The sequence below is a fragment of the Azospirillum brasilense genome (assembly GCF_008365405.1).
Taxonomy (GTDB): domain Bacteria; phylum Pseudomonadota; class Alphaproteobacteria; order Azospirillales; family Azospirillaceae; genus Azospirillum; species Azospirillum brasilense_D.
In genome coordinates, this window is record NZ_QOKV01000001.1 from 647,042 (window position 1) to 661,038 (window position 13,997).

The following is a 13,997-nucleotide window of genomic DNA, read 5'->3' on the forward strand; positions in this document are numbered from 1 at the left end:
AGTTGAAGGCTGACCCATGCGCAAACCCCTGATCGCCTCGGCAACGCTGCACGTCGCGCTGGTCGCGCTGTTCGTGCTCGGCATGCCGCCCAGCGATCGCAAGCTGGACATCCCCGAGTCCATCCCGATCGAGATCGTGGACATGGGCGAGGTGACCCAGGCCGCGCGCGTCGACAAGGGCGAGCCGAAGCCGTCGGCGCCCAAGCCGCCGGTCCCCGAGGCCAAGCCGAGCCCGCCGGCCCCCGCGCCGCCGGAGCCGGCCAGCGAGCCGCCGCCCCCGCCGCCGCCCCGGCCCGAACCGAAGGTTCCGGAGCCGCCCAAGGTCGCCCAGGTGACGCCGCCCCCGGCGCGCGAACCGCCGCCGCCGCCCAAGCCGGCGCCACCTCCGCCGCCGCCCGATCCGGAGCCGGCGCCGGTGGTCAAGCCGCCCGAGCCCAAGCCGGAACCGAAGCCGCAGCCTCCGAAGCCGGAGCCGCCCAAACCGGAACCGCCGAAGCCTGAGCCTCCCAAGCCTGAGCCTCCCAAGCCTGAGCCTCCCAAGCCCGAGCCGAAGAAGCCGGAACCGGCCAAACCGGAACCGCCCAAGCCCGAGCCCAAGAAGCCCGAGCCGGCCAAGCCGGAGCCTCCGAAGGCCGAACCGAAGAAGCCGGAAAAGCCGCCGGAGAAGACCGACGCGCTGGCCGACCTTCTGAAGAACGTTCAGAAGAACGCCCCGGCCAAACCGGCGGCTTCGGAGAGCAAGGCCGACGCCAGGCCGACCCAGAACGCCGCCGCATCGCCGGCGCCGTCGGGGGCCGCCAAGGCGGTGAACGGTCCGGACAAGCCGTTCAAGCCGTCCGGGCGCGCCATCGATGGCATCCGCGGGGCGGTGAGCAAGAACTGGAACTTCGACCCGGGCCGCAAGGACGCCGGGAACATGCAGGTGGAGATCATCGTTGAGCTGGGCCGCGACGGTTCGGTCCTCAACGCGACGATCAACGAGAGGTACCGCTCCCGCTACATGTCGGACGCGGCCTTCCGGGCATCGGCCGACGCCGCGCTGCGCGCGGTGAAGCGGGCCAGCCCCCTGCCCATCAGCGAGTTCTCCGGCGACTTCACGCCCGCCCGGTATGAAGAGTGGCGTTACTTCGTGTTCAATTTCGACCCGAGGGACATGTTCTGACCATGACGAAGAAGACGAGGCTCCTGCTGAAGGCCGCCGGTTGCGCCGGCGCCCTGCTGCTCGCCCTCGGCGTCGCGGCGCCCGCCCCGGCCCGCGCCGAGGTGCGAATCGACATCACCAAGGGCGTGGTCGAGCCGCTGCCGATCGCCATCACCAGCTTCGCCGGTGCCGGCGGGCGCGAGGCGCAGGTCGGCTCGGACATCTCCAAGGTGGTCGCCGCCGATCTGGAGCGGTCGGGTCTGTTCCGGCCGCTCGACCCCAAGGGCTTCCTGCAGACCCCGGACCAGCTCCGCTCCGGCGAGCCGCGCTACCAGGACTGGCGCGCCGTCGGCGCCCAGGCGCTGGTTGCCGGCAACACCACCGCCATGGGCGACGGCCGCATGAAGGTCGACTTCCGCCTGTGGGACGTCGCCGCCGGCCAGTACATGCAGGGGCTGAGCTACACCGCGACCGCCGACAGTTGGCGCCGCATCGCCCACATCGTCGCCGACGCCATCTACAAGCGGCTGACCGGCGAGGAGGGCTACTTCGACACGCGCATCGTCTATGTGGCCGAATCCGGCCCGGCCAACGCGCGCAAGAAGCAACTCGCCATCATGGATCAGGACGGTGAGAACCACCAGTTCCTCACCGACGGCAAGAACCTCGTCCTGACGCCGCGCTTCTCGCCGGCGACCCAGGAAATCACGTACATGTCGTACTTCAACAAGAAGCCGCGCGTGTACCTGTTCAACATCGACAGCGGCCGCCAGGAAGTCCTCGGCGACTTCGTCGGCATGACCTTCGCCCCGCGCTTCTCGCCGGACGGCAACAAGGTCATCATGAGCATGGCGCAGAACGGCAACACCGACATCTACGCCCTGGACCTGCGGACCCGCCGCCAGACCCAGCTCACCGATTCGCCGGGCATCGACACAGGCCCCAGCTATTCGCCGGACGGCCAGCGCATCGTCTTCGAGTCGGACCGCGGCGGCAGCCAGCAGCTCTACATCATGGGCGCGGACGGTTCGGGGCAGAAGCGCCTGACCTTCGGCGAGGGCCGCTACGGCACGCCGGTGTGGTCGCCGCGCGGCGATCTGATCGCCTTCACCCGCCAGCGCGGCAGCAACTTCGCGCTCGGCGTGATCCGTCCGGACGGCACCGGCGAGCGCATCCTGACCGAGTCGTTCCACGTCGAAGGCCCGACCTGGGCGCCGAACGGCCGCGTGCTGAGCTTCTTCCGCGATGTTCCGGCCGGCGACGGCCGCGGGCGAAGCGCGAAGCTCTACACGATTGATGTGACGGGCGCAAACGAACGCCGTGTGATCACTCCGCTCGACGGCTCCGATCCCGCATGGTCGCCCTTGATTCCCTAGTGGAGTAGCCCTATTTTGCGCGCGCAAGAACGACGCTCAAGACGAAGGCCGGAGGTCGGTACTTCCGTCGGGGTCTGGCGGAAGTCGGCGGCGTTCTTCCTTCACAATCCGGTCAAAACATCTCGTGTCGCTTAGGGGGTCATTTAACATGCGTATCAAGTATCTGAGCCTGATCGCCGCCGTCGCTCTGGTTGCCGCTTGCGAAACCGCTCCGAAGGATGCCGGCAACGCCAACGCCACTGGCGCCGCCACGTCCAGCCAGATCCGCCCGGGCTCGCAGGAAGACCTGGTCGTCAACGTCGGCGACCGCGTGTTCTTCGGTCTCGACCGCTACGACCTGGCTCCGGAGGCTCGCGCCACCCTGGACCGTCAGGCGTCCTGGCTGAAGCAGTACCCGAACGTCACCGTGACCGTCGAAGGTCACGCCGACGAGCGCGGCACCCGCGAGTACAACCTCGCCCTGGGCGAGCGCCGCGCCAACTCGGTGAAGAACTACCTCGTCGCCGGCGGCATCAACGCCTCGCGCGTCAAGGTCATCTCCTACGGCAAGGAGAAGCCGGCGGTCCTCGGCTCGAACGAGGCCTCCTGGGCGCAGAACCGCCGTGGCGTGACCGTCGTCGACTAACGACGGCGCCCGTCCGGGTTCCAAGGGAAACGCCGCTCCGGAGCGATCCGGGGCGGCGTTTTTCTTTGAGGTGTTGAGGACGGCCGGCGTGGGGCCGGGCTGTTTCGTCGTGGCGGACGCAGAACGCAAAAAGCCACGCAAGCCGTGCCAACGGCTGCGCTTCAGCATTCTCAAAGAAATAACGAAGGGGGGAGGATGGTGCTGCCAGAGAGGATTGAACTCTCGACCTCTCCCTTACCAAGGGAGTGCTCTACCACTGAGCTACGGCAGCGCCGGGACGGTGTCGCTGGCCGGGAAGAACTTGCGGCCAACCGTCGAAGTGGCGCGGGTTATGCCACAGGCTTTGCTCCGATGCAAGCGGTGAAGTGCCTTTTCAGCAAAGAAAAATGGGCGGGAAAATCCCCGCCCATGGTCATGTCCGCTTCCCCGTCACTCAGTCGGAACGGCCCTGGTTCAGCGCCCCGGCCTCGCCGCCCGCCGCGGCGTTGCCGAAGGCGCTCGGCGGCGGCAGGACGGCCTCCGCGCGGAAATCGGGGACGATGTTGGACAGGATCGTCATCACCCGCTCCGCATCCCCCGCCCGCGCGGCCGATTCAAGCTCGCCCAGCGCGCGGTTGATGAGGGCGTAGTCGATGACCCGCGGGGAGGCGAGGAAGACGCCGTCGGCCTCCGTGCGCGTCGGAGCCTCCGTCGAGGTCAGGATCTCCTCGAACAGCTTCTCGCCGGGGCGCAGGCCGGTGAACTCGATCTTGATGTCGTGGCCGGGCCGGTAACCGGCCAGCCGGATCATCTGCCGCGCAAGGTCGACGATCTTCACCGGCTCACCCATGTCGAGCACCAGCACCTTACCGCGCTCCTCCACACGGGCCACGCCGTGGGCCGACGCCTGGAGCACCAGTTCGACCGCCTCACGCACCGTCATGAAGTAGCGGCGCATGTCGGGATGGGTGACGGTCAGCGGGCCGCCCTTGGCGAGCTGGCGGGTGAACAGCGGCACCACCGACCCGCTGGAGCCCAGCACGTTGCCGAAGCGGACGGTCATGTAGCGGGTCGCCGTCTCACTGCCGTCTCGCGGCGGCAGCATGTCGAGCGCCTGGCAGTAGCATTCGGCGAAGCGCTTGGTGGCGCCCATCACGCTGGTTGGGCGGATCGCCTTGTCGGTGGACACCAGAACCATCGCCTGACAGCCACCCGCCCGCGCCGCGTCGGCGACGTTGCGGGTGCCGATGACGTTGGTCAGGGCGCCTTCCGCCGGGTTGGCCTCCACCAGCGGCACATGCTTCAGCGCCGCGGCGTGGAAGACCATGTGCGGGCGTTGCGTTTGGAACAGGCGGAAGATGCGGTCGCGGTCGCGCACGTCGGCGATCACCGCCTGGAGCGCCAGGGCGGGGAAGCGCTCCCGCACCTCCATCTCGATGCTGTAGAGGTTGAATTCCCCGGCATCGACGAGGGTCAGCGTCTCCGGCTGGAGGGCGGCGATCTGGCGGACCAGTTCGCTGCCGATGGTGCCGCCCGCTCCGGTGACGACGACGCGCCGCCCGGTGACGAGGCTGGCGATGGCGCCGCGATCAAGCACCGCCTGGGGGCGGCCCAGAAGATCCTCCAGCGCGATCGGGCGCACCTCGATCTTGCCTTCCCCCAGCGCCGACTTGAACTCGGTCAGGCTGGGCAGGCGGGCCATGGACAGGCCGAGCGATTCCGCCTGCTCCAGCAGGTCGCGCAGCACGGTGCCGGTCACGTCGGCCTGACCCTTGGCGACGATCAGGCGCTGCGGACGGTCGCCGCGCTGCGCCAGATCCTCGACCACGCGGGGCAGGTCGTCCGGGCCGCCGAGAACGGGCACGCCGCGGATGGCGTGGCCGATGCGCCGGTTCTTGTCGTCCAACAGGCCGACCACGCGGTAGGCGGCGCCGGCGTTCTGGTCCAGCGAGCGGATGAACAGCTCCGCCGCGTCGCTGACGCCGAGCAGGAGCACCGGGATGCGCGGCACACCCCCCGTTTCCCGATCGTGGAGGCCGAGACGGCGGTCTTTCAAAAGGCGGTAGGCGAAGCGCGGCCCGCCCAGCAGAACGAGCTGCACGAACCACAGGATCACCGGTAGGGACCGCGGCAGGGACTCCAGCCGGGTCAGCAGGAACATGACCGCCAGAAAGCAGAGCACGACCGTCGTGACCGCGCGCAGGAGCTGCGCCAGATCGGGGACGGAGGCGTAGCGCCAGATGCCGCGGTACAGCCCGGAGAAGCGGAACACCACCGCCGCGATCAGCACCAGGATGGGCAATCCCGTCAGCAGCGGGTCTCTGTATTCCTGGAACGCCTGCTCGCCCACGCGCAGATACAGAGCCACGACCAGGGCGGCGGCCGTCATCGTCAGATCATGCAGGTAGACGAGGGACGCCCGCGGAGACGGGATACGCATGCGCTTTACCTTAGACTATCGCTTCGCCGGAGCCGTTCCCTTTCGGGAAATCCCAGGCCCATCCTGGCCGTTCAGCCGCGCACAGCTTTGAACCATTCGGCGGTCAGGCGCAAGCCGTACGCGGGGTAGCAGGGCGGGCGCCAGTTCAGCGCGCGGCGGATGGCGCCGTCGTCGATCACCAGCGAGCCGGCGACGCGGTCCAGCATGGCCTCCCGCCGGGCCAGCCGCGCGGCGAGCGCCAGCAGGGACGGCGGCACGGGCAGAAGGCGCGCGGGCTTGCCCAGCGCCTCCGCGATGGCGCGCACCAGCTCCGGGGTGGACATGGGGCGTCCGTCATGGACCAGGAACCGGCCGCCGGCCGCCTGCGGGTGGGTCAGGCACTCCTGGATGGCGTCGGCGAGATTGCCCACGAAGATCAGGCTGCGCCGGTTTTCCAGGGCGCCCAGCGGCAAGGGGATGCCGCGGTCCACCGCCTGCATCAGCCGCAGGAAGTTGCCGCCCACCCCGGGGCCGTAGACCAGCGGCGGGCGGATCACCACGGCTTCCAACCCGGTGCGGGCCGAGATCTCCGCCAATGCCCGTTCGGCCTCCAACTTGGAGATGCCGTAGGGGGAATGCGGATCGGGCTCCGTCTCCTCGCTCAACTCCTCCGGCCGGCTCTCGTCGGCCAGCGCCTTGACGCTGCTGAGATAGACCATCCGCTTGACGCCCGCCGCCGCGGCGGCCTCGGCCAGCACGCGGGTGCCGGCGGTGTTGACGCAGCGGAAGGCGGCCAGCGGATCGGACTCGCGGTCGCGCATGACATGGACGCGGGCGGCCAGATGGACCACCGCGTCCATGCCCTGGAGCGCGCTGCCCCAGGCGGTGGCGGGGCCGATGTCACCGATGGTGACGGTGTCCGCGGCGTGCGGAACCGCAATGTCGGGCCTGCCATCTCCCTTCTGGCGCACCACGGCGCGCACGCTGTGCCCGCGCTCCACCAGCAGTGGGATGACCGTCCGCGCGACGAAACCGGTGGCCCCGGTGACCAGGACGCGCATCACGCCGCCGCCCGCGCAGGCCGCGCCAGCAAGGCCAGCAGCAGCACGACCGCAGCGGCCCCCGCCGGCAGCACCGCCCAGCCGAGCGCCAGAGACGCCACGGCCAGCAGCAGCAGCATGGCGTTCAGCGCCAGGACCAACCGAACCACCTGGGCGTGGTTGCGCCCGCGCTGGATGGCCTTCTGATAGAAATGCTCGCGGTGGGCCTGCCAGACCTTCTTGCCCTCGGCCAGACGGCGCAGCAAGGTGACGGTGGCGTCGGCCAGGAAATAGGCGGGGATGAGCAACGCCGCCACCCACGGCCCCGATGCCGCCAGGGCCAGCAGCAGCCAGCCCAGCGTGAAGCCCAGCGGCACGCTGCCGACGTCGCCCATGAAGAGCTTGGCGGGGTGCCAGTTCCACACCAGGAAGCCCAGCGCCGCCCCCGCCGCGGCCAGCCCATAGAGCGCCAGCGCCGGGTCGAGCGCGCCGAGCGCCGCAACCAGCGCCAGCCCGGCGCCGATGGACGCCGCCTCGCTGCCGGCCAGACCGTCGATGCCGTCCATGAAGTTGAACAGATTCACGAACCACAGCCAGCCGACCGCGGCCACCAGCCGATCCACCCAGAAAGGCAGAAGTCCCTGGAACACCAAGCCATCGCCGGGAAGCGCGCTCAGCCCTGCGACCACCGCGGCGATCTGGGCGAGGAATCGCGGCGCCGGACCCAGCCCGCGCCGGTCGTCCATCCAGGACACCGCCATCAGCGCCACCGTTCCGGCCAGGATGGGCAGCGCCCGCAGCGGATGGTCCGCCGTCATCGCGATGAGCGTCCAGACGGGCAGCAGCGTCAGCATGACGCCCCAGCCGCCGCCGCGCGGCGTCGGAATGGAATGGCTGGAGCGGTCGTTCGGATGGTCGAGGATCGCCTTGCGCCGCAGATAGGCGAGCACGCGCCCGGTGAACAGCCAGGACAGCGCGAAGCTGCCGGCCAGGGCGAGGAACAAGGCAAGGAACAAGGCCAGGGGGCCGCTCATGATGCCTCCGCGACCGGGGCCGTGCCGGGCTGGGTGGACGCCAGCAGCCGATGGTACAGCTCGACCGTCTTCGCGCCCACCCGGTCGGACGCCATGTCGGATTCGACCAGACGCCGGCTGGCGGCGCCGAAGCGCTGGCGCAGGGCGGCGTCGCGCACCAGGGCTTCCAGCGCGTCGGCCAGGGCCGCGGCGTCGTCGGGCGGGACCAGCAGGGCGTTTTCGCCGGCGTGGGCCACTTCGCGGCAGCCCGGCACGTCGGTGGCGACGATGGCCCGCCCACAGGCCGCGGCCTCCAGCAGGCTCTTCGGCAGCCCCTCGCGGCGGGAGGCCAGCACGGCGATGTGGCAGCGCGCCCAGATCTGCCGCACGTCGGCGCTGTGGCCGGGCAGTTCGACGCCGGGCAGGGCGGCCCAGCGGTCCAGTTCGCCCTGGGTCACGGAGGTCGGGTTTTCCGGGTCGGGCGTGCCGGCCAGCAGCAGCCGGACGTCCAGCCCCCTGGCCTGCAGCATTTGTTGCGCCTCGACCAGCGGGCCGATGCCCTTGTCAGCCAGCAGCCGGGCGACGCAGCCCACCGTCACCGGCGGCTCCGGCGGCTCGGGCAGCACCTGATAATGGGCGGTGTCGACGCCGGAGCCGCGGATGATCCAGGCGCGCTCGTCGGGCAGAAGCCCAGCGGCCACCAGCGTCTTCCGGTCGTCCTCGTTCTGCAGGATGGTCACGCTGTTCGGGCGCTTCAGCACGGTGCGCAGCAGCGGGCGGGCCGCGGCCCCGGCGACGCGGGACTTCAGCCCGCCGGTGCCGAGGAAGGCGGAGCCCAGCCCGGTCAGCGCGTTCACCACCGCCGGCACCCCGGCCAGCCCGGCGGCCAGCCCGCCCAGCAGCACCGGCTTCATGGCGACGTGGTGGACCAGATCCGGCGCCTCCCGCCGGTACAGCGCGGCGATCTCCGCCACGGCGGACAGGGCGCCCGCCGGGTTGATGCTGCGCCGCTGCCAGGACAGCGGCAGCACGCGGAAGCCCTCCGCCTCGATGCGCGGGCCGTGCTGGGCGACGCGGGTGGCGACGGCGACCTCGAACCCGGCCTCGCGGGCGGCGCGGGCCATGGGCAGGCGGTGGGACCAGAAATACCAGTCCTCCGTCACCAGATAGATCAGCTTGCGGCCGGCGTTTGTGGGTCTGGTGCTCACGGGACGGGCCTCAGGCAATGCCGTGATAGTCCTTGTACCACGCGATGAAGCGGGGCAGGCCGACGTCGATCGGCGTCTTCGGCTCATAGCCCAGGTCGCGGCGGCTCGCCTCGATGTCGGCGGTGGTTTCCGGCACGTCGCCCATCTGCAAGGGCTCCATGACCTTCACCGCCTCGCGGCCCAGCGATTCCTCAATGATGCCGATGAAGCGCATCAGGTCCTCGGTGCGGTTGTTGCCGAGGTTGTAGACGGTGTGCGGCGCGCCGTTGACGTCGGGTTTCGCCGGGCAGTCCAGCGTAGCCAGGACGCCCGCCGCGATGTCCTCGACAAAGGTGAAGTCGCGCTTCATCCGGCCCTCGTTGAAGACGCGGATCGGCTGGCCCGCCATGATCGCGTCGGCGAACAGGTAGGCGGCCATGTCCGGACGTCCCCAGGGGCCGTAGACGGTGAAGAAGCGCAGGCCCGTCGCCGGAAACTTGTAGAGGTGGCAGTAGGCGTAAGTCATCATCTCCGCCGCCTTCTTGGTGGCGGCGTAGATGGACATGGGGGAGTCGACGCGGTCCTCCACCGAGAAAGGCATCTTCTTGTTGGCGCCGTAGACGGAGGAGGTGGAGGCGTAGACGAAATGCTGCAGCTTCGGCATGCGCCGTGCGGCTTCGAGCATCGCCACCTGCCCGGTGACGTTGGCGTCCACGTAGGCGTAGGGGTTCTCCAGCGAATAGCGCACGCCGGCCTGGGCGGCCAGATGCACGACGCCGCTCGCTTCCGCGAAGTCGGGGGCCAGCGCCTCGATGGCGGCGCGGTCGGACACGTCGGCCTTGACGAAGCGGAAGCCGGGGCGGGCGGCGAGGCGGGCCAGCCGCGCCTCCTTCAACGCCACGGAATAGTAGTCGTTGAGGTTGTCGATCCCCAACACCGTCTCGCCGCGATCCAACAGGGCCGCCGCGACGTGCGAGCCGATGAAACCGGCCGCGCCGGTGACCACGATCGTCATATCCACCATCCTTGACGGGCCTGCGCCGGCCAGACGCTTGCCTTTAAAAAAGTCACGCGCGCGCGCGTCAACAGCCCGTCTTATGCCCGAGCCCGTCGCGGGACGCCAGTCCGCAAAAATCCTCCGCCGCTTGACAGCCGCCGGGCGCACCCGATCTACTGCCGCAACCTTAATCACGTTGCCGAGCCGGACATCCATGCCGCCGAAGAAGAATCCCGCGAACCTCAACCCGCTTCAGCTCAAGACGCTGACCCTCCTTCAGGAACTCGCCCGTCTGGAGCAGAAGCCGGTCGAAGGCGAGGAGGGGGCCTTCCAGGTCACCAACCTGCCGCACGCCCATGGCAACCACTTCCATTTGGGCAGCGCGGTCGTCGCTTCCCGCGACGCCACCGGCCTGACCAACGAGGCCGTCTGGACCATCCTCGAACGCAAGGGCATGCTGCGCCGCGATCCCGGTTACGGGGTCGTGACCGCCGAGGGCATGGCCTACGAGACGGGTCTGCGCGACAGCATCCTGCACCGGTCCGACCACTAAGGGCGAGGGCGCGCGCCGTGTGCGGCATCTGCGGCTTTCTGGCCGGCCCGGGCTCTGAGTCCGGCCTTGAGGCCACGGCGCGGCGCATGGCCGACACCATCGCCCACCGCGGTCCCGATGGGGACGGCGTGTGGGCCGATGGCGAGGCCGGGATCGCGCTCGGCCACCGGCGGCTCGCCATCGTCGAGCTGTCGCCGCTGGGCCGACAGCCGATGGAGTCGGCGGACGGGCGCTGGGTGATCGCCTACAACGGCGAGATCTACAATTTCCAGGATTTGCGGGCGGAACTCGAAGCCGCCGGCCACCAATTCCGCGGCCATTCGGACACCGAAGTGCTGCTGGAAGGCTGCGCCGCCTGGGGCGTCGAGCGCGCTGTGCGCCGCCTGGTCGGCATTTTCGCCTTCGCCCTGTGGGACCGCCGCGAGCGCACGCTCGTTCTGGTGCGCGACCATCTGGGGGTGAAGCCGCTCTATTGGTCGCGGATGGGCGGGGCGCTGCTGTTCGGCTCCCAGCCCAAGGCGTTGCGCGCCCATCCGGCTTTCGCGGCGGAAATCGACCGCGACGCGCTGTCCGCCTATCTGCGTTTCAGCTACGTCCCGGCGCCGCACAGCATCTACCAGGGCGTCCACAAGCTGGAGCCGGGCAGCATCCTGACCGTCCGTCCGGGGCGCGACCCCAAGCGCACCGTCTATTGGGACGCCGGTGCGGCGGCACGGGCCGGCATTGCCGACCGGCTGTCGCTGTCCGACGCCGACGCGACGGAAGCGCTGGAATCGCTGCTCAAGGACGCGGTCGGGCGGCAGATGATGGCCGACGTGCCGCTGGGCGCCTTCCTGTCCGGCGGGATCGACAGCTCCACCGTCGTCGCGCTGATGCAGGCGCAGAGCGCGCGGCCGGTGCGCACCTTCACCATCGGGTTCGGCGAGGACGGCTACGACGAGGCGGTCCACGCCCGCGCCGTCGCCGCCCACCTCGGCACCGAGCACACCGAGCTTCGGGTGGAGGCCAGCCACGCGCTGGAAGTCATCCCCAGGCTGGCCGACTGGTACGACGAGCCCTTCGCCGACAGCTCGCAGATCCCGACTCTGCTGGTCTCGGAGATGACCCGGCGTTCCGTCACCGTGGCGCTGTCCGGCGACGGCGGCGATGAGCTGTTCGCCGGCTACAACCGCTATCTCACGGCGCCCGCCTTGTGGCGGCGCATGGCCTCGCTGCCCGCCGGGCTGCGCCGGGGCGCCGCCGGGCTGATCCGCGCCGTCCGGCCCGCCGGCTGGGACGCGCTGGCCGGGCTGATCCCCGAGAGGCGCCGCCCGCGCCAGACCGGTGACAAGCTGCACAAGCTGGCCGGCGTGCTGGACGCCGCCGGGCCGGACGCCATCTACCGCCGTCTGGTCAGCCAGTGGCAGGAGCCCGATGCGCTGGTCCGCGGCGGGCGGGAGCCGCATGGCCCGGCCTGGGACGACGGGCTGGCCGCGGGCATCCCGGATTTCGTCGAGCGCATGCAGCATCTCGACAGCGTCACCTATCTGCCGGACGACATCCTGGCGAAGGTGGACCGCGCCAGCATGGGCGTGTCGCTGGAGGCGCGCGTGCCGCTGCTCGATCATCGGGTGGTGGAGTTCGCCTGGCGCGTGCCGCAATCGCAGAAGCTGCGCGACGGCAAGGGCAAGTGGCTGCTCCGGCAGGTCCTTTACCGCCATGTCCCGCCGGTCCTGGTGGAGCGGCCCAAGGCCGGCTTCGCCATCCCGCTGGACGGCTGGCTGCGCGGCCCGCTGCGCGACTGGGCGGAGGATTTGCTGGACGAGGGGCGGCTGCGCCGGGAAGGCTTCTTCGACCCCGCGCCGATCCGCGCCTGCTGGGCGGAGCATCTGGCGGGGACCCGCAACAACCAGCACCGGCTCTGGAACGTGCTGATGTTCCAGGACTGGAACCGCCGCTGGGGCAGCGCCGCCGCCCCGGCTCCGCTTGCCGCGAGCGCCGCATGACGACCGACGAGACGACCAAGATTCCCGCTGCGACTCCCGCCGCCCCGCCGAAGAAGGACGACAAGCAGGACCGGCTCGCCGCCCGCCTGCGCGAGAACCTGCGCAAGCGCAAGGAGCAGGCGCGCGGGCGGGAGAAGGACGGCCAGCCGGGCTGACTGTCATTAACCGATGACGCATTTGCCGCATCGGTTCGGAGTTGGTCGCACGGTATCGTTGCCGCCGATCCGGAACGGGGCAGGGCAGGGCCATGGTGGTTGAGTCGGCGCGGGCGCGCCTGTGGGGCTATGGCTGCATCGTCGCCTCAGCCCTGCTGTTCGGCGTGGCCGGGACGGCGGCCAAGATGATGTTCGTCGCCTCCATGCCGCCGCTGGTCATGATCGCGGTGCGCGCCATGGTGTCCGCCGCTGTGCTGGCCCTGATCATGCTGACGCTCGGCCGGCCGATCCGGGTGCGGCGGGCGGACCTGCCGTTCCTGGGGGAGCTGGCGGTCTGGCTGACGCTGGTCAACCTGACCTTCTTCTACGCCATCGCCCTGACCAACGTGGCGCTGGCGCTGATGCTGGAATACACCGCGCCCATGCTGATCGTGGCCGCCGGGCTGCTGCTCGGCACCCACCGGATGAACCGGGCGGTCGCGCTGATCCTGGTGGGCAACGCCGCCGGCTGCTTCCTGCTGGTCGGCGCCTACGACCCGGCCCTGTGGTCGGGCAACGCGCTGGGGGCGGCGGTCGGCATGCTCTGCGCCGTGTCCTTCGCCGCCTACAACGTCCGCTGCGCCCACGGCCACCGGCGGGGGCTGGACAGCTGGTCGATGACCTTCTGGCCTTTCTTCCTGTCGGCGCTGTTCTGGCTGCTCGCCACTCCGGCCATTGATTACGCGGCGGTCGAGGTGACCTGGGAGACGGTGGGCTTCGTGCTGTTCATCGGTGTGTTCGGCACGGTGGCGCCCTACTGGCTCTATCTGGAGGGGCTGAAAACCATCGAGCCGTTCCCGGCGACGGTGATCGGCATGCTCGATCCCGTCTTCGCCGGGGTGACGGCCTTCCTGCTGCTGGGCGAAACCTTCGAGCCGCCCCAACTGGCCGGAATGGCCGTGGTCTGCGCGGTGATCGTCTTCCTGAAGCGCAACGAATCCGCCGTGCAGGCTATTCCGCGTCCGGCCGCAGAGCCTTCCTGAGCCAGATCTGCGTGTGCCCGGGCGGGTAGCCCTCCATCTCCGCCCAGACCTCGTAGCCCTGCTTGCGATAAAAGCCCGGCGCCTGGAAATCGTAGGTGTAGAGGCGCGACCAGCGGCAGCCGCGTTTCACCGCCTCCTCTTCCGCGGCGGCGAGCAGGCGGGCGCCGAGCCCGCCGCCGCGCCGGCTGTCATGGACCCACAGATAGTCCACATACAGCCACTCCCAGTTCGTGTAGCCGGTCAGCCCGGCCATCAACGCCCCGTCGGCGTCGCGGACGGTGATCATGATCTCCCGCAGGTCGTAGGGGGCGGTGAAGCGCTCGTTGAAGGCGCGCAGTTCGCCGTGGATCTGCTTCACCTCGTCCGGGTCGAGCAGCCCGGAAAGGGAGAGGGTCAGCCCGGCCACCATGCTGTCCTGGGTGTTGTCCCGGGCGCTGTCCTGTGTCACGCGGTCCGTCCTTTCAATTGCGGCGGGAGAAGGGCTTCCATGAGAAAAAGCCTCAAT

13 protein-coding genes and 1 tRNA gene are annotated in these 13,997 nt (G+C 70.0%); 7 read left to right on the forward strand and 7 right to left on the reverse strand.

What is annotated here, in order from left to right; genetic code table 11:
• The first annotated feature begins 16 nt into the window (after positions 1–16).
• From DS837_RS03115 to pal, 3 genes are all read left to right on the forward strand, one after another.
• Positions 17–1,162, forward strand: a complete 1,146-nt coding sequence (locus tag DS837_RS03115) for a TonB C-terminal domain-containing protein (RefSeq protein WP_149163364.1) — start codon at positions 17–19, stop codon at positions 1,160–1,162.
• Between the two features lie 2 nt (positions 1,163–1,164).
• Positions 1,165–2,517, forward strand: a complete 1,353-nt coding sequence (gene tolB / locus DS837_RS03120) for a Tol-Pal system beta propeller repeat protein TolB (RefSeq protein ID WP_149163365.1) — start codon at positions 1,165–1,167, stop codon at positions 2,515–2,517.
• Between the two features lie 148 nt (positions 2,518–2,665).
• On the forward strand, positions 2,666–3,142 hold the full coding sequence (gene pal / locus DS837_RS03125; RefSeq protein WP_149163366.1) for a peptidoglycan-associated lipoprotein Pal: 477 nt from the start codon (positions 2,666–2,668) through the stop codon (positions 3,140–3,142).
• Between the two features lie 196 nt (positions 3,143–3,338).
• Here pal and DS837_RS03130 read toward each other — a convergent pair.
• The 6 genes from DS837_RS03130 to DS837_RS03155 all read right to left on the reverse strand — a co-directional run bounded on the left by DS837_RS03130 (position 3,339) and on the right by DS837_RS03155 (position 9,795).
• A tRNA-Thr gene (locus tag DS837_RS03130) sits at positions 3,339–3,413 on the reverse strand.
• A gap of 162 nt (positions 3,414–3,575) precedes the next feature.
• The gene (locus DS837_RS03135) at positions 3,576–5,561 is read right to left on the reverse strand and encodes a polysaccharide biosynthesis protein (protein ID WP_149163367.1); all 1,986 of its coding nucleotides are present in this window, start codon (positions 5,559–5,561) and stop codon (positions 3,576–3,578) included.
• Positions 5,562–5,632: 71 nt separating this feature from the next.
• Positions 5,633–6,601, reverse strand: coding sequence for an NAD-dependent epimerase/dehydratase family protein (locus tag DS837_RS03140; protein WP_149163368.1), 969 nt, complete (start codon positions 6,599–6,601; stop codon positions 5,633–5,635).
• Complete coding sequence (locus DS837_RS03145) at positions 6,601–7,614, reverse strand: MraY family glycosyltransferase (protein WP_149163369.1); 1,014 nt, start codon at positions 7,612–7,614, stop codon at positions 6,601–6,603. The genes DS837_RS03140 and DS837_RS03145 overlap by 1 nt, the downstream gene beginning before the upstream one ends.
• Entirely contained in the window at positions 7,611–8,801 is a 1,191-nt protein-coding gene (locus DS837_RS03150) for a glycosyltransferase family 4 protein (RefSeq protein ID WP_247889739.1), read from the reverse strand. Before DS837_RS03150 ends, DS837_RS03145 begins: the two co-directional genes overlap by 4 nt.
• A 10-nt stretch (positions 8,802–8,811) precedes the next feature.
• Positions 8,812–9,795, reverse strand: a complete 984-nt coding sequence (locus tag DS837_RS03155; RefSeq protein ID WP_149163370.1) for an SDR family NAD(P)-dependent oxidoreductase — start codon at positions 9,793–9,795, stop codon at positions 8,812–8,814.
• Between the two features lie 196 nt (positions 9,796–9,991).
• Here DS837_RS03155 and DS837_RS03160 point away from each other — a divergent pair, with 196 nt between their 5' ends.
• The 4 genes from DS837_RS03160 to DS837_RS03170 all read left to right on the forward strand — a co-directional run bounded on the left by DS837_RS03160 (position 9,992) and on the right by DS837_RS03170 (position 13,492).
• Complete coding sequence (locus DS837_RS03160) at positions 9,992–10,330, forward strand: hypothetical protein (RefSeq protein WP_149163371.1); 339 nt, start codon at positions 9,992–9,994, stop codon at positions 10,328–10,330.
• A gap of 17 nt (positions 10,331–10,347) precedes the next feature.
• A complete protein-coding gene (gene asnB / locus DS837_RS03165) occupies positions 10,348–12,315 on the forward strand; it encodes an asparagine synthase (glutamine-hydrolyzing) (RefSeq protein WP_149163372.1) in 1,968 nt (655 codons plus the stop codon).
• Positions 12,312–12,470 (forward strand): hypothetical protein, encoded by a 159-nt coding sequence (locus DS837_RS31940; protein WP_170295713.1) that lies wholly within the window; start codon positions 12,312–12,314, stop codon positions 12,468–12,470. The genes asnB and DS837_RS31940 overlap by 4 nt, the downstream gene beginning before the upstream one ends.
• A 92-nt stretch (positions 12,471–12,562) precedes the next feature.
• Complete coding sequence (locus DS837_RS03170; protein WP_149163373.1) at positions 12,563–13,492, forward strand: DMT family transporter; 930 nt, start codon at positions 12,563–12,565, stop codon at positions 13,490–13,492.
• Here the strand turns inward: DS837_RS03170 and DS837_RS03175 are convergent.
• Complete coding sequence (locus DS837_RS03175; protein WP_247889740.1) at positions 13,461–13,940, reverse strand: GNAT family N-acetyltransferase; 480 nt, start codon at positions 13,938–13,940, stop codon at positions 13,461–13,463. The two genes, DS837_RS03170 and DS837_RS03175, sit on opposite strands and share 32 nt — an antisense overlap.
• Positions 13,941–13,997: the final 57 nt, after the last annotated feature.